General features: G+C 32.7%; 18 protein-coding genes. 4 read left to right on the top strand and 14 right to left on the bottom strand.

Translation table 11 applies throughout. From position 1 onward, the window contains the following. The first annotated feature begins 77 nt into the window (after positions 1-77). The 3 genes from AC4FQ3_RS12470 (at position 78) to AC4FQ3_RS12460 (ending at position 2444) form a co-directional block, all read left to right on the top strand. A complete protein-coding gene (locus tag AC4FQ3_RS12470) occupies positions 78-977 on the top strand; it encodes a NifU family protein (RefSeq protein WP_073396841.1) in 900 nt (299 codons plus the stop codon). Between the two features lie 151 nt (positions 978-1128). After that, positions 1129-1536, top strand: a complete 408-nt coding sequence (locus AC4FQ3_RS12465; protein ID WP_491182052.1) for a YtxH domain-containing protein — start codon at positions 1129-1131, stop codon at positions 1534-1536. 95 nt (positions 1537-1631) lie between these two features. Next, positions 1632-2444 (top strand): mechanosensitive ion channel family protein, encoded by an 813-nt coding sequence (locus tag AC4FQ3_RS12460; RefSeq protein WP_042565724.1) that lies wholly within the window; start codon positions 1632-1634, stop codon positions 2442-2444. 10 nt (positions 2445-2454) lie between these two features. Here AC4FQ3_RS12460 and tsaB read toward each other — a convergent pair whose 3' ends face one another. The 7 genes from tsaB to AC4FQ3_RS12425 all read right to left on the bottom strand — a co-directional run bounded on the left by tsaB (position 2455) and on the right by AC4FQ3_RS12425 (position 10477). Beyond that, on the bottom strand, positions 2455-3126 hold the full coding sequence (tsaB, locus tag AC4FQ3_RS12455; protein WP_491182051.1) for a tRNA (adenosine(37)-N6)-threonylcarbamoyltransferase complex dimerization subunit type 1 TsaB: 672 nt from the start codon (positions 3124-3126) through the stop codon (positions 2455-2457). 218 nt (positions 3127-3344) lie between these two features. Beyond that, positions 3345-4637 carry an efflux RND transporter periplasmic adaptor subunit gene (locus AC4FQ3_RS12450; protein ID WP_042565663.1) on the bottom strand — a complete coding sequence of 431 codons (1293 nt, stop codon included), beginning with the start codon at positions 4635-4637 and terminating at the stop codon, positions 3345-3347. A gap of 6 nt (positions 4638-4643) precedes the next feature. After that, the gene (locus AC4FQ3_RS12445; protein ID WP_042565662.1) at positions 4644-6029 is read right to left on the bottom strand and encodes a TolC family protein; all 1386 of its coding nucleotides are present in this window, start codon (positions 6027-6029) and stop codon (positions 4644-4646) included. Between the two features lie 80 nt (positions 6030-6109). Next, on the bottom strand, positions 6110-7231 hold the full coding sequence (locus AC4FQ3_RS12440; protein WP_042565661.1) for an efflux RND transporter periplasmic adaptor subunit: 1122 nt from the start codon (positions 7229-7231) through the stop codon (positions 6110-6112). A 39-nt stretch (positions 7232-7270) separates the two neighbouring features. Next, on the bottom strand, positions 7271-8536 hold the full coding sequence (locus AC4FQ3_RS12435) for an ABC transporter permease (RefSeq protein ID WP_491182050.1): 1266 nt from the start codon (positions 8534-8536) through the stop codon (positions 7271-7273). Positions 8537-8538: 2 nt separating this feature from the next. Beyond that, the gene (locus tag AC4FQ3_RS12430) at positions 8539-9783 is read right to left on the bottom strand and encodes an ABC transporter permease (protein ID WP_042565659.1); all 1245 of its coding nucleotides are present in this window, start codon (positions 9781-9783) and stop codon (positions 8539-8541) included. Beyond that, positions 9776-10477, bottom strand: a complete 702-nt coding sequence (locus AC4FQ3_RS12425; protein WP_073396830.1) for an ABC transporter ATP-binding protein — start codon at positions 10475-10477, stop codon at positions 9776-9778. Before AC4FQ3_RS12425 ends, AC4FQ3_RS12430 begins: the two co-directional genes overlap by 8 nt. 175 nt (positions 10478-10652) lie before the next feature. Between AC4FQ3_RS12425 and AC4FQ3_RS12420 the strand changes: the two genes are divergently transcribed. Continuing rightward, positions 10653-12059 (top strand): DUF4403 family protein, encoded by a 1407-nt coding sequence (locus tag AC4FQ3_RS12420; protein WP_073396827.1) that lies wholly within the window; start codon positions 10653-10655, stop codon positions 12057-12059. A 40-nt stretch (positions 12060-12099) separates the two neighbouring features. On the opposite strand, the gene AC4FQ3_RS12415 is transcribed toward AC4FQ3_RS12420, so the two are convergent. From AC4FQ3_RS12415 to AC4FQ3_RS12385, 7 genes are all read right to left on the bottom strand, one after another. After that, positions 12100-12393 carry a hypothetical protein gene (locus AC4FQ3_RS12415; RefSeq protein WP_042565656.1) on the bottom strand — a complete coding sequence of 98 codons (294 nt, stop codon included), beginning with the start codon at positions 12391-12393 and terminating at the stop codon, positions 12100-12102. Further along, positions 12386-12925 carry a DUF420 domain-containing protein gene (locus tag AC4FQ3_RS12410; protein WP_491182049.1) on the bottom strand — a complete coding sequence of 180 codons (540 nt, stop codon included), beginning with the start codon at positions 12923-12925 and terminating at the stop codon, positions 12386-12388. Before AC4FQ3_RS12410 ends, AC4FQ3_RS12415 begins: the two co-directional genes overlap by 8 nt. A 2-nt stretch (positions 12926-12927) precedes the next feature. Continuing rightward, positions 12928-13617, bottom strand: coding sequence for an SCO family protein (locus AC4FQ3_RS12405; protein ID WP_471733007.1), 690 nt, complete (start codon positions 13615-13617; stop codon positions 12928-12930). A gap of 12 nt (positions 13618-13629) precedes the next feature. After that, a complete protein-coding gene (locus AC4FQ3_RS12400) occupies positions 13630-14295 on the bottom strand; it encodes a hypothetical protein (protein ID WP_491182048.1) in 666 nt (221 codons plus the stop codon). A gap of 78 nt (positions 14296-14373) precedes the next feature. Beyond that, positions 14374-14724, bottom strand: a complete 351-nt coding sequence (locus AC4FQ3_RS12395) for a cytochrome C oxidase subunit IV family protein (RefSeq protein WP_042565652.1) — start codon at positions 14722-14724, stop codon at positions 14374-14376. Between the two features lie 17 nt (positions 14725-14741). Then, a complete protein-coding gene (locus AC4FQ3_RS12390) occupies positions 14742-15725 on the bottom strand; it encodes a cytochrome c oxidase subunit 3 (protein ID WP_042565651.1) in 984 nt (327 codons plus the stop codon). 42 nt (positions 15726-15767) lie between these two features. Then, positions 15768-16355: a cytochrome c oxidase subunit 3 gene (locus tag AC4FQ3_RS12385; protein ID WP_042565650.1), complete on the bottom strand. Its 588-nt coding sequence runs from the start codon at positions 16353-16355 to the stop codon at positions 15768-15770.

The following is a 16355-nucleotide window of genomic DNA, read 5'->3' as shown; positions in this document are numbered from 1 at the left end:
TCTTAATTATTTTATTAAAAAATCAAATATAGGTATTAGTAGAAAATAACTTTACTAAATTTGTAAAAATTTAAATCATGACGAAAATCACTATAAAGGAGACTCAAAATCCGACTATTTTAAAATTTGAATTTGAGGATTTTATTACCCAAAATCAAAATTTTGAATTCAAAAATATTGATGAAGCCCAGGCATCACCATTGGCACAGCAATTATTTTATTTGCCGTTTGTAAAAACGGTTTATATTTCCGGAAACTTTATAGCTATAGAAAGATATAGCATTGTAGAATGGGATGATGTAAAAGATGCTGTTGCGGAGCAAATTGAAGCTTTTGTAGAAAAAGGCGGCGTAATTATCAATATTGACGAAACCAAAACAAAAAAACAGCCCATTACGGTTTATGGAGAAACAACTCCAAACCCATCGGCATTAAAATTTGTGGTAAGCAGAATGTTGACTAAAAATCCGGTTGAATATAAAAATATCGATCAGACGGCTTCTTCTCCTTTAGCAAAAGAATTATTTAAATTTCCTTATGTAAAAGAAGTTTTTATCGATGAAAATTACATTTCGGTAACAAAATACGACATCAACGACTGGCAGGAAATTACATTAGAAGTAAGAACATTCATTAAACAATTTATTGAAAATGGAGGAACTGTTTTAGATGAAAATTTAATTGAAGTTACTACAAAAAATGATGTTACAAAAGATGAAAATTTTGATAAATTAGATGTTACTTCACAACAAATCATTAACATTTTAGAGGAATACGTAAAACCTGCAGTTGCTGCCGATGGCGGAAATATTGCATTTGACTCTTATAATGAAGATGATAAAACAGTAAAAGTAATTTTGCAGGGAGCTTGCAGCGGATGTCCATCCTCTACTTTTACTCTAAAAAGCGGAATCGAAAATATGCTGAAAAGCATGCTAAATGATGAAGCAATTAAAGTTGAAGCTATAAACGCATAATTATAACTATTATAGTTAGAAAAAAGCATCTCAATTGGGATGCTTTTTTATTTGTATCTATCTAATTATCAGTAAATTATTTTTAAATTAATATCATAGTGTAATAAAATTGGTTAATATTGTATTCTAAACTAATCAAAACCAGAAAACTATGGGATTAACTTCATTTTTTAAGAATTTATTTGGCTCAGCCAAAGAAACAAGTGTTGATTTAGCCAATAAAGCAGAAGACGCTTTTGAGCAGGCAAAAGAAGAAGCCGCCCCGTTAATCAATAAAGCGGAGACTTTTGCAGAAGAAACTTTCGCAAAAGCAAAAGAAGTTTCAGAACCAATAATTGATAGTGCTACAGAGTATGTCAGTCAGGCTAAAGATATTGCAAGCGAATTTGTTGAAAAAGCCTCTGAATCAATTAGTGATGTGATTGATTCTGTAAAAGAAAAAGCTAGTGAATTTACCAGTGAAGCCAAAACTACAACTACAAAAACTATTGTTGATTTAAGCGAAGAAACAACAACTACAACAGAAGAAATTATCAATAAGAAACCTGCGACAGAATAACAATCGACATTTATTTCTTATAAAAGGAAATATCTATATATTTGCAAAATCTAATACCACCTTCTCTTTTGGGAAGGTTTTTTTATTCTTATAAAATGGACATCAATTCGAACCAGATTGGCAATTACGCCACCAGATTTATCGAGGTATTACTCGACTATTCTCCTAAATTAATTTCAGCAATTTTAATCTTATTTGTTGGTTTGTACGCCATACGATTGATTAACCGAATCATTAGAAAGGTAATGATTAAGAGAAATCTAGACCCTACATTAACAAAATTTCTTGCTGATATATTGCTTTGGGCATTACGCGTTTTATTATTTATAACATTTATTTCAAAACTCGGAATTGAAACATCTTCATTTGTTGCTATTTTAGGAGCAATGGGTCTTGCGGTGGGTTTATCATTGCAAGGTTCGCTTTCTAATTTTGCCGGCGGAATGCTTATTATTCTCTTTAAACCTTTTAAAGTTGGGGACACTATTGAGGCACAAGGTGTTATTGCGACGGTTCTCGAAATTCAGATTTTTGTAACAAAAATGCTTACGGGGAATAACCAAACGGTTTTTGTGCCAAATGGCGCTTTATCCAACGGAACAATTATTAACTATTCAATGCAGGGGGAAAGAAGAGCAGATTTGACTTTTGCTGTTTCTTATGATTCTGACATAAAAAAAGCAAAAGATATTTTGTTAGATATTTTAAATAAAAACCCAAAAGTGCTAAAAATGCCCGCACCAGAAGTTTTTGTTAAAAATCTGACTACAAGTTCTGTAGAGTTTGCGGTACGCCCCTGGGCAACAAATGCAAATTACGGGGCTGTTTTTTCTGAAACTTTAGAAAATTGCAAAACAGCTTTGGACGAAGCAGGAATTGCAATCCAGCCGTTTACACTTCAAAAATAAAAAGGTTTTATTATTTTTTTGATGGAGGTGCCATCATAAAATCTTTTAAATAATAAGGTTCAAAATAAGCGACATCTACAGTGTCGCTTTTTTGATATTTATCAAAACTGATTTTACTCATAGCCGAAGCCGAAGGATATTTGATATCTTCTAAAAACACAAAATTCTCTTTTGTTAAAACCGATTTACATTTCTCGGCACAATCACCAACAAAATAAATGGTTTCAGTAAAAGCTGCAAATGAATTTTCGTCAATAACTTCTGCCTGAATTTCTCTTTCAATTTCCAAATTAGCATTAAAAATCTCGCTGTAAACCTCCATTCTTCTGGCATCAAGCATCGGGATTATTTTTCCATCAGAAACTTTGGCCTGAGACGCTAAAGTTTGCAAAGTATCAACAGCAATTAACGGGATATTTAAGGCAAAACACAATCCTTTTGCTGCCGAAACTCCAATTCGTAAACCAGTATAAGATCCCGGCCCCTGACTTACTGCAATTGCGGCTAAATCCTGAACTGAGATTTTGGCCTCTGCAATTATTTCTTCAATAAAAACGTGCAGTTTTTCGGCATGCGAATAGCCTTCTTCTGCAATTTCTTTACATAAAATAGTTTCCCCATTTTTTGCAATGGATACTGAGCAATTTTTTGTAGCTGTTTCGATATTGAGAATAAAAGACAATGTATTTATGTTTTAAAAGTTAATTATTATGTATGCTAGGCTGAAATATTTCCTGTATGGAACAAATATAATAGATTAATTTAAACACGAATTTCACAGATTTACACAAATTTTAATGGTTAGTTTGTGGAATTAATTTCACGAACGAATTAGTGACAATTCGTGAAATTCGTATTTGTTTTATACTGTATCCAGACGACAAAATCCTTTAAAGATGTTTATTTCTTAGGTGTTTCGGCTTTTTTAAGCTTTACTTTATCGCCAGAATTTAATTCTTTAGAAACAGTTGTATAAGGACCTGTAATAACAACATCTCCAGGTTTTAAACCAGACATTACTTCGATATTGGTATCATCCTGAATACCTGTTTTTATGATTTTAATTTTAGCTTTATCGCCTACTTTTACAAAAACACATTCGAATTTTTTATCGCTTTTCGGAGTTGCTTTTTTATCTTCGTTTGGATCTTCTACTTTAAAATCCTTAACTGCCGTTGTATCAGATTTTACTACAACAGAACTAATTGGCACTGCCAAAACATTCGTTTTTGTTTTTGTAATAATATCAACTGTAGCTGTCATTCCTGGTCTAAAAGGAGAATATGTATTTGGCTTACCTTCTAATAAATCCTGATATGATTCTTTTAAAATTCTAACTTTTACTTTAAAATTCGTAACCTGATCGGATGTTAAAGTTGTACTTGCAGAGTTAGAAATACTGGTTACAACACCTCTGAATTTCTTTTTTAAATAAGCATCCACTTCAACATTTGCTTCATCACCAATTTTGATTTTTACGATGTCATTTTCATTTACATCAACTTCAACTTCCATATTGTTTAGGTTGGCAACTCTTAAAAGTTCTGTTCCCGCCATTTGCTGCGTTCCTAAAACACGTTCGCCTAACTCAACATTTAATACTGAAATTGTTCCATCTGCAGGAGCGTAAATTGTTGTACGCCCAAGATTGTCTTTTGCTTCATTTACAGATGCTGAAGCACTTTGAACCGTAAAATAAGCATTCTGTTTAGTGGCTTTTGCAACTTCAAAAGAGGCTATGGCTTTATCCCAGTCAGATTTTGAAATAACACCTTTATCATATAATACCTTATTACGTTCGTAGCTTGCTTTTGCTTCTTTAAAAGATGCTTCAGACTGGCTTAATCCGGCTTTACTTCCAGATAAATTAGAAACTGAACGATTGTAACTTGAGGTATATAAATCCGGGTTTATTTTGACTAATAAATCGCCTTTTTTAACAACTTGACCCTCTTTTACATTTAATAAAATAATCTCACCTGAAACTTCAGGTGAGATTTTAACTTCGATTTCCGGTTGAATTTTACCTGTTGCCGAAACTGTTTCGACAATAGTTGAGGCAATTACTTTTGTAATTTCTACTTCTTTACCTTCATCTTTATTTCCTATTACTCCTGATTTCGAAAGACCAACTAATATTGCAATGACAACTATTGCTCCTCCGACTAAGAAATAAACTGTTTTTTTTGACATAATAAATTATTTTGCGATAATTGGAACAATTGGAATTCCAAAGTAAAATTCAAGTATTTTTATTTTGAACATGTAATCGTATTTCGTTCTGATAACATCTGACTGTGCGTTTGTTAACAATGTCTGTGCTTGTGTAAAATCAAATGAATTCATCAAACCTACATCATACTTTTCTTTTGCATAGTTATATGCCTGCTGTCTGGCTTCTAAAGTTACAGTAGAAGATTCATAAGCATTCAAAGCTCCTTTAGCATCTGTAAAAGCAGTATAAACGTTACGTTGCAAATCTAAACTTTTTTGCTCTAAATCTATTTTAGATTTCTCTAAAGTTACTTTACTTCTTTCAACATTATTTCTAACAGAAAATCCGTTAAAAATTGGAACATTCAATTGAAAACCAAAATTATGTCCTTTATTATCACTAAACTGATCCAAAACAGGATCCGGAGCTACATAAATAGGGTTATTATTGGCATCAACTCCCGTAAGTCTGTCACTATAACTGGCACTGGTACTAAATTGATAAAAACCTCTAAGTGTTGGCTGATAAGCTCCTCTTGCAATTGCAACACTTTTTTCTGCAATCTCAAGATTCGTTTGTGCTAATTTCACCTCGGTTCTTATTTCTTTGGCTTTATTGTAAATATCAATTGGGGTTTGTGCCATGATATTATTCTCATCCTTAGCATTTGTGTCGTCAATTACATCAAAATCTGCAAATTCTTTAAGTTGTAAAAGCTGAGCTAAACTTAATTTAGAAATTAACAAACTATTTTCGGCAACGATAATTGCCTGTTGATCTGTTGCAACTGTCGCTTTCAAATCAAACAAATCGCCACGCGGAATTGTTCCTGCGTTGACCATTTCTTCAGATCTTGCAAATCGTTTTTCATCAATCGCCAATTGTTCTTTTTTTACTTTTAAATTTTCTTTGTTGAAAAGAATTTCTAAAAACGCATTAGCAACATTCAACGAAATATCTTCCTGCATTTTCAACAATTGATATTGCGATGCAATTATGGAAAGTTTAGCTCTTCTATAAGCATTTTGATTTTGTAAACCTTTGTAAATATCAACACCAGCGTTTACGCCTAATGATGAATACTGTGTGGTTTGAGTTGTAGCAATATTGGTAACCGGGTTAACGTTCAAACCAATATTCCAAGAGTGTGAAGCACTCCCGCTTACTGATGGAAGATAGCTCCCTAAAGCACCTTTTTTATCAATATCAGCACTTTTTACATCTAACTCAGATAGTTTAATTGTGATATTATTGTCTAATGCATATCTCACGCATTCTTCAAGTGTCCATTGCTTTGGTTGTGTCTGAGCAGATAAACCTAACCCAAATAACAAAGCAACAATCAGACTATTATATTTATTTATTTTCATATTTTTAAGATGAAGCATAGCAAAGACACTACGCAAATTTAACATTTTTTAAAAACCAAAAGAACCTTTACACTTTCAGATTATTTTTTTTCTCCTTCGCCTTCAGTAATCAAACCCTGATTCCAGATTTTAATTTTATCCGAAGCTTTAATTCCGCTTTTAATCTGAACATAAATTCCATCACTAACTCCTAAAACTAAATCTCTTTTTTGAAATTTTTGTGGAGCAGTTTCTATTTCAACATAAGGTTTTTGTGTTTTTTTGTCAAATTGCACCAATGATTCTTTGATGGCCAAAACTTTATCTGCTTTTTCTAAAATAATAGAAGCATTTGCACTTAAGCCTGCTCTGATAAAAGTAGCATCTTTATTTTCTAAAGAGGCTTTAATTTCAAACTGAATAGCACCATTTTCTACTACTCCTTTTGGCGCAATATCAGTAAGAACAGCTGTAAATTTTTTGTTTTCAATAGCTCCAACTGTAATTTCAATTGGCATTTGAACTTTTATTTTTCCAACTTCAGATTCGTCAATTTTTCCAATAAAAATCATTCTTCCCACATCTGCAACGCTGGCAATCGTTGTTCCTTCGTTAAAGTTATTACTTTCAATAACCTGATTACCCACTTTTACAGGAACCGCCAAGACCATTCCGTTTACTGTTGAGCGAATTAAGGTATTTGCATAACTTCCTAAAGATGTTGTTGTCCCTGTTTTTACAATATCCAGACTTTGTCTTGCTGCCTGATAATTTTGTTTTGCCTGAGTGTAAGCCAATTGTGCAGCATCAAAATCATTGGCAGAAATAACATCTTTGTCAAACAATGTTTTTTGTCTTTTATAAATTTTCTCCTGATTGTCTAAAGCAATTTTCGCTGTCTGTACCTGATTTTGAGTAGAACTCACATTGGATACATTGGCAACAACCCTGATTTTTGCGATCATATCTCCGGCTTTGATTTTTTCGCCTGCTTTAATATAAACCTGCTCGATAATTCCTGAGATGTTTGGCTTGATTAGAACCTCTTCATCAGGCTGAATATTACCCGTCGCAATTGTACTTTTTACGATCGTTTTAATTTCTGCTTTCTCCGTTTTAAATACAATTGGAGACTCTTGATTCTTAGCGTATAAATAATACAGCGCGCCAAAGAAAACTATAGCAATAAAAATTAAAATGGTTACAGTTACTCCTTTTTTCATTTTGTTTTGGTTTAATTCGATTATTCTTGATTGATAATTTTATTCTGTTCGTAAAGCATCTACGGGCTTTACATTAATTGCGGTTTGAGCCGGAATAAATCCTGCCAATAAACCAGATCCCACTAATATTAATAAAGCAACAAATACAACTCCTAAATCGACACTTGGATTCGCAAACATCGTATCGTTGCCCGGTGGCATCGAATCTAATGCGATATTTAAAAGTGCTATAAGCCCGGTTGCAAAAGCAATTCCGAACATACCGGAAATAATAGTCAGGAATATAGATTCTGATAAAATTTGTCCGCGAATAGCCGCTGGCGTTGCTCCCAGAGCCCTGCGAATTCCAATTTCTTTAGTACGTTCTTTAACTACAATAAGCATGATATTCGAAATGCCAATCACTCCTGAAATCAACACTAAAGTTCCTACAAAATAAGCAATGATTTTTAATATATTAAACAAACTTTGCACTTTATTAAACTGCTCGTATAAATCAAAATTTCCAACGGCTCTGTCATCTGCAGGATTTACAGAATGCAGTGCTTTAATTAATTCTAAAATTTTGGGTTTTAGGTCTGTAATCGAAGTTTCATCTTTTGCTGTAATGGCCATCCAGCCTACTTTATCACCATAATTAAATGCTTGTTGAAAAGTAGTAAACGGAATAAAAATATTTTTTTGTTCCTGTTCTGCATTTCCGCCCTGCTGTTTAGAATTGTAAATTCCAACAACCATAAAATTGATGCCATTTATTTTTACATAACTGCCTATTGTTTCTTCTTCTTTACCATAAAGTTCACTAATAACTCCTTTACCAATAATGGCAACTTTTCTTTTATCATTAATATCCTGCTGATTTATAAAACGTCCTTTAATGATATCCATAGGCTGCTGTTTGATCAACTCCGGATAATCACCATAAATTGTAAAAGAAGAAGTTTTAGTTCCTCGCACCACATTATTAGTACCATTAAAATCTCCCAGCTGATTTCTTGGAGAAACATACAGCAAATCTGGCAACGCCGCTTTTAAAGCAGGAACATCGCTATTTCTAAAGTCAAAACGACGTGTTTTTGGTAATCCTTTATATGCTTTTGATGTTGTCTGACTCCACATAAACATGGTGTTTGTAGCAATTCCGTCAAAACCTTTTTTTACACCGTTTTCCAGCCCCTTACTTGCAGCCAATAAAATTACCAGGATAAATATTCCCCAAAAGACACCAAACGCAGTTAAAATCGTTCTGAAAACATTTGCTGTTAAAGCCTGTAAAATCTCGTCCCAATTATCTTTATTAAACATAGTTATTCGTCTCTAAGTGCTACAATAGGTTTTATTTTGGCTGCTCTGTATGCAGGAAAAAATCCAGCCAGTGCTCCTGCAAATACAAGTAAAACAAGTGTTGTTAAAGCCACACTAAAGTCTACTTCTGGATTTCTAAAATATTCGCTCTGCACCATCGGCCCTACAAACTCCAGCAATAACAAACTTGCCAATAAACCTGTAAAACCAGCAATAGTGGTTATAAAAATTGATTCGTGAAGTATCATAGAAATTATCGAAAATGGAGATGCCCCTAAGGCCTTACGAATACCTATTTCCTTTGTTCGTTCTTTTACAACAATAAGCATGATATTACTTACACCCACAACACCTGCAATTATGGTAAAAATACCAACCCACCAAAAAAACAATCTGATATATAAGTTTAAATCATAAAACTGTTTAGCGTCTTTAACCGAATTATAGGCATTTATTCCACCATCATCTTCCGGAGCAACAACATTTTTACTCTTAAGTAAATTTTTTAAATCCTGAGTGAATTTTTCAGATTGCGCCAAAGCCTCATCATAATTATTTGTCTTTTTTAAAGTAAAAAACAAATTGCTTATTTTATCTCCTCCGCCAAAAGTTCTCTGCACAGTCGTTTTAGGCAAATAAGCTCTTGTCTCTTCTCTCTCTCCACCCGGATCTGTAAAAACTCCTATTACTTTAAAGTTGATATTATTAATTAAAATTTCTTTTCCAATTGCATCACTGTCTTTAAACAGATCTGTTTTTACCTTCATTCCAATAGTCGCGACTTTTTCATTATTAGCCAGATCTTTGGCATTCACAAATCGTCCCTGAACAATTGTAAGATTTTCAATTCCGCCATAATCAGGATCTACACCTCTATATTGATAACTTCCTGATTCTTTACCATACGTAAAATTGGCACCCCAAAAATTAAAAGTCGACGCTCGCAAATCGAGTTTGTCATCAAATTTCTGAACTGATTGTGAATAATCACTATTGCGAAATTGAATTTGTCTTCCGGGATTTAAACCTTTATATTCTTTTGTAGTTGTACCAGACCAAACTTCAATGATTCCGGCTGCATCGCGCTCAAATTGTTTTTCAATTCCGTTTTGAAGTCCTTTTCCGGCTCCCAACAGAATCACCAAAATAAAAATACCCGAAGCCACAGAAATCCCGGTAAGAAATGTTCTTAACCGGTTTTTAGAGATTGCCTCAAATATTTCCTGCCAACGCTCTATATTAAACATAAGATGAAGCTCTAACTTGTTCTACCTTTTTATCATCGATAATTAATCCATCTTTCAGGACCACATTTCTTTTGCACATTGCAGCAATATCAGGTTCGTGGGTTACGATCAAAATGGTTTTACCCTCGTCGTTAATTCCCTGAATAAGTTCCATAACTTCATACGAAGTCTTAGTATCCAAAGCACCTGTTGGTTCATCTGCCAGCAAAACTTTTGGATTTGATGCCAGAGCCCTTGCAATCGCCACACGCTGTTTTTGCCCTCCGGAAAGTTCGTTTGGTAAATGGTGTGAGTGAGATCCTAAACCTACTTTCTCCAAATATTTCATGGCAATTTCGTAGCGTTCCTTTCTTTTTATTCCCTGATAATATAAAGGCATTGCTACATTATCAAGAGCAGTTTTATAATTAATCAGATTAAATGACTGAAAAACAAATCCTAAAAATTTATTTCGATATTTTGAAGCTATCGTTTCGTTTAGTTTTTTTATTGGTGTTTTGTCTAAAATATAACTACCAGAATCGGCCTCATCCAAAATCCCTAAAATATTAAGAAGCGTCGATTTTCCAGATCCCGAAGATCCCATAATCGCAACTAACTCGCCTTCTTCTATATTAAAGTTTATTCCTTTTAACACATGCAGCGTAGAACTTCCCATTTTATAGGACTTATGCAAATCTTTGATTTCGATCATGATATTGTTAAATTTTAAGACAATAATAATATTTTTATTAAGTATTTTATGGTAATAAAAAGTTAATAATTGTGCGATACTATTTCAATAAGACTCAATTTATTATCAAATGTTACACTTTTTCATAATAATATAATTGTTTTCTTAATTTTGCATTACTAAAAAAATCTTAACGATGAAGTTTTCTTCAATACTATCAGTATTTATAGCACTTACAACACTTGTTAGCTGTTCAACATCTCAAAAATTAGAAACATTAAAACCAGAACCAGACGACGCAAGTCCTTTAGTGTACGATGCAAACCCATCATTTATTAATTTACCAATAACAGTAAAACTTCATGATATCGAAAATCAGACGAATACACTTTTAAACGGATTAATTTTCGAAGACAATAATATTGAAGATGATGATATTGAAATGAAAATCTGGAAACAGGCTCCAATAAAAATTCAAAATGATGCAGCAAATCCCGATAAAAAAATAAAAACTATTTTACCCTTAAAAGCCACAATTAAATATCGCATTGGCACCAAAAAACTAGGGGTAGAACTTTATGATACACGCGAGTTCAACTTAAATGGGGTAATTACTTTATCAAGTGAAGTGGCTTTAACCAATTGGAAACTAAACACAAAAACAGAGTTTAAATCTCTCGATTGGAGTGAAAGCCCAACCATGACAGTTTTTGGAAAAAACATGCCTATTACCTATTTGGTAAATCCTGCAATTTCTATTTTCAAATCGAAAATTGAAAAAAGCATCGACGATGCCATCGAAAAATCTATGGATTTTAAACCTAATGTTTTATCTGCTTTAGAAAAAATCTGTACTCCATTTAAAATGAATGATACTTACGAAAGCTGGCTGCGCATTGTTCCGGTTGAAGTTTATTCGACCAATGCAAAGCTTAAAAACGATTTGTTTTTATTAGACATGGGAATGAAGTGCAACATGGAAACCATTATTGGAAAACAACCTGAATCTAAATTCAATGCCAGCAAAATTGTTTTAAAACCTGTAGCTAAAATTCCGAATCAAATTTCAGCTAATATTGCTGCCATTTCCACTTATGCCGATGCATCAAAAATAATGACAAACAATTTTGCCGGTCAGGAATTTGGTTCAGGAAGCAAAAAAATTACCGTTAAAAACGTTACTATCTGGCATAAAAATGGCAAAATGGTAATTGCATTAGATGTTTTAGGATCTGTAAATGGAACGCTTTATTTAAACGGAGTTCCTCAATATAATGTTCAAACCAAAGAAATTTACTTCGACAAATTAGATTATGTTTTAGACACCAAAAGCAAACTAATGCGTACTGCCAGTTGGTTAGGACAAGGTTATATCCTGAAAAAAATGGAAGAAAGCTGTCGTTATTCGATACAGCCAAATTTAGAAGAAGGCAAAAAAAACATGGCAGCTTATCTTAAAAACTATTCCCCTTTACCCGGAGTTTTTGTTAATGGAAAAATGGAAGATATTCAGTTTGATAAAATCCAGTTAACCAATCAGGCTATTATTGCTTTTATAAAGATAAACGGAACGGTAAATGTTTCGGTTGATGGATTGAAATAGAAATATCAAATAATCTAAAAAGAAAAAAGCAGTATAAATTTTATACTGCTTTTTTCTTTTTAGATTGATACATTCTGTAAATCAGATAACCTATAACAGCGACCAATAAATAAGGAACCACCATTAAATAAACGATTCCATCATTTACAGCTTCTGCTTTTTTAACATTTGAATCTCCTGCAAGCGCTGCACGACACATAGCGCATTGAGCGTTTGCACTCAGAGAAAAGAAAATAGAGAATAGAACATAGAGGCATTTTGATAAAAGAGAACTTTTAAATTTGCCTTCCACTCTATTTTCTTTATTCTTTATTCTATTTTCTATTTTATACATAATAAGGAGAAATCATTAAATAAACCACTACGCCTGTAACTGCAACATATAACCAAAGCGGGAAAGTGATTTTTGCTATTTTTCTATGTCTGTCAAAATTTTCTGCAAGTGCTCTTACATACGTTATTAACACCAAGGGAATAATTGCAATAGATAATAAAATGTGAGTTACTAAAATAAAGAAATATACGTATCTAATAACTCCTTCACCACCAAATTTAGTAGAATCAGAGGTCATATGATAAGCTACATACATAACTAAAAAAGCAACTGATAATGAAATGGCAAAAGTCATTAACCGTTCATGAAGTTTACGTTTTCCATTTTTGATTGCGATTACTGCCCAAACTAAAACGATAGCAGTAATACCATTCGTTGTAGCATAAATTGGAGGTAAAAAGGATAACGGTTCAACATTAAAACCAAAATCTTTTAATTTTACTCCAAATAAGATAGCAACCACTACCGGAATTATAATTGAAACCGCAACAATAAACTTGCTGAATTTTTTTTCTAATGAATAATCTTCCATTTCTATTCTTCTAATAATATTTTAATGTCTTGTTGAATGTCTCTAACGCCTTTTTTATCTAATCCATCATAATATAAAATTGGATTCCCAAATTCATCCTTACGACAACGAATATTTCCATCTTTATCAATTAAAGCAAATAGACCAGAATGTTCAAAACCTCCGTTTACTTTAGCATTTTCTCCTGCATATAAATTAAAACCTTTGTTAGACAAATCCATAATGACCGCTTTATCACCTGTCAGGAAATTCCAGTTTGAAGATTTAACACCTAATAATTTAGCATGGTCTTTTAAAACTTGCGGTGTATCATGATTAGGGTCAATTGTAATAGAAACAATTCCGAAGTTAGGATTTCCAAAAAAAGTCTTTTCGATTTCCAACATGCTCAAATTCATTTTTGGACAAATAGAAGGACATGTAGTAAAGAAAAACTCCAATACATAAACTTTTCCTTTATAGGTTTCATTTGAAACTTTAACGTTATCCTGATTCGTTAATTCAAATTTTGGAGCTGGACCAATCGTTAACAATTTTGCATCAGATTTATCTGTTTTCAAACCTACATTATCCAATCGGTTTCCTTTTACAACTTCGCCGTTTTTTATTCTGTCTACAATTTTTGGGACAGCATAAATTCCGAAAATTAAAATGATAAATGAAATTCCGATATATGACTTATTTTTAAACATTATGATTGCTATTTAAAGTTGTTTAGTGGCATTATGATTCTTTTTTAGAGCAGCACGATATTCGTATAAAATGATTTTAAAATCATCAAGCATTTCATTACTTAATTCAGATGGATGAAAAGTATCATATCCTTCCTTATACTCTTCCGTACTGTCTTTATTCTCTTTATTTGCTCCTTTTCTGCCTCTTAAGTTTCTTTCTTTATCAACTATATAAACATTTGAAGTCCCTAAATTAGCATCCAGCTTTCCTTTTAAATGTAACTGATTGTAGAATGTTTTGATTTCTTCCGGAGAAGCAAAAACAAAACTCCAGCCTTTTACATCTGTAAAAGGTTTTAATGCATCTAACACTTTTTGGGCTTGTTCTTCTGTTCCGACAGGGCAAAGTATTACAAACTGAAGATCTTCAAAACCATTGTAACGTTTGTATATTTTTTCATTTAAATTGAAATAGTTACCACGATTATTTAAAATTTCTGAACCTGAAAAACCTAAAACCGTTATCTTTTTATCAAGTGAGACTTTTTTTCCATTTAAAGATTTCCAATCACCAAAATCTGCAATCTTTGGAGTTATTGTAGGCAGTTTAGAAAAACTATTAACCCCGGAAGCAAAAAACAAATAGGCAACAATTGGCAGAACAAAAAGTACAAAGAGAACTATATTTTTTTTCATTGTATTAATGGAAGTTATTGAGATACAAAAATAAAAAAATCCCGATGTTATCGGGACTCTTTTCGAATTAATATCATGTTAAAAATTCCATTTAATAGTAGAATCTTTAAAAACCCCATAAATATAATGTCCTTCTGTCAACAGAATAAACAATAAATATAAAACTAGGAATATAACTGGAGAAACAACAGACCATCTAAGGCTGCTTTTTTCACCTTCCATGTGCATAAATGCCCATACTATATAATATGCTTTGAATATTGTCAGGATATAGAAAATCCAGTTTAACAAATTCAAACCAATAAAATGATTAAATTCTAATGATGCTGGTTTTAAAATACCAAGGATAACTTCTACTGTAGTTACTACTGATAATAGTCCGAAAACAAACCAGATTCTTTTTGTATTTGATACGTGCTCGTGTGACATAATGATAAAATCTAAAATTAAACTAAGTAGAAAACTGTAAATACAAATACCCAAACTAAATCGACAAAGTGCCAGTATAAACCAACTTTCTCTACCATTTCGTAGCTTCTTCTTTTCTCGTAAGTACCTAATAAAACATTAAAGAAAATAATGATATTAATAATAACCCCAGAAAATACGTGGAATCCGTGAAATCCTGTAATGAAGAAGAAGAAATCAGCAAACAATTTACTTCCGTATTCGTTTCTAGTTAAGTTTGCACCTTCTACAACGTATTTTGCAGTATTTAAACGAGACTCAGATTCTGCTCTTGTTAAAACTGTTTTTTTCTTTGCTGCGGTAAGCGTTTCAGTTCTTATCAACAGATCAGGATGTGCTTTAAAACCAGCCTGAATTTCAGCTACAGAATATGTTGGCTGCGTTTCAGCATCTTCCATAAACCATTTTTCTTTGCTTCTTGTTAAAGCTTCTCTTTGCTCCGGTAATTTTACAGCAAACTCCTCAAGAGCTACTCTTTTACCATCTTTATCGACGAATTGCAATAAACTTCCACCTGCAGTTTCAACCGCACCATATTCTCCTTTAATGAAGTTTTTCCATTCCCATGCTTGAGAACCAACGAAAATTAAACCTCCAATAATGGTTAAGAACATATATACAGCAACTTTTGTCTTTTTCAAGTGATGACCTGCATCAACAGCCAAAACCATTGTTACAGATGAGAAAATCAAAATAAAAGTCATTAAGGCTACATAATACATAGGAGCCGAAACGCCATGCATAAATGGGAAGTGAGTAAACACTTCATCAGCCAAAGGCCAGGTTTCGATAAATTTGAATCTAGAAAAACCATAAGCAGCAAGGAATCCAGAGAATGTAAGGGCATCTGATACGATAAAAAACCACATCATCATTTTACCATAACTTGCTCCTAATGGCTGGATATCTCCGCCTCCCCAAGTTTTTTCGTCGTTGTTTGCAGTTGTAACTGTCGCTTCCATAAAAGATATTCGTTAAAAAGTTCCCAAATTTACGTTTTTTTCTTATTTAAAGAAATATAAAAATAAAAATAAATATACCCATAATAAATCCAAAAAGTGCCAATACATCGCACCTAGTTCTATACCAAGAGTTTGAGTCGAATTGTATTTTTGTTTAAAATGATTATAAATTATAATTAAAAGTGAAATTAATCCTCCAGCCAAGTGCAATAAGTGCGTCACCGTTACTACATAAAGAAAAGTTGTAGTAATTGAGCTACCTTCTCCTGTAAAATAATATCCGCTTTCCACAATTTGTCCAAAACCTGCAAATTGCAAAACCACAAATAAAATCCCTAACGCTAATGTCCCTAAAAGAAAAGCTGTTGTTGCGCTTCTGTTATCTTTCTGAATCGCTTTTTTTGCCAAATAAAAAGTAACACTACAACCCAAAATTACAGCTGTGCTATAATAAAATGCGATTGGTAATTCAAAATTCTTCAACCAATCTGCTCTTGATTTACTTACTACAAATGCACTTGTAAGTCCAGCGAACATCATGGTCATACTTACCATTGCAAATAACAAAATCAGTTTTGCCGATTTTGATTTTTGTACCTGTTCTTCGCTTGTTGTCATTGTCATTTCCAT

Source organism: Flavobacterium sp. AK-345, from assembly GCF_058310175.1.
The sequence above is the reverse complement of the archived record's forward strand: the minus strand, read 5'-3'. Positions and strand labels throughout refer to the sequence as shown.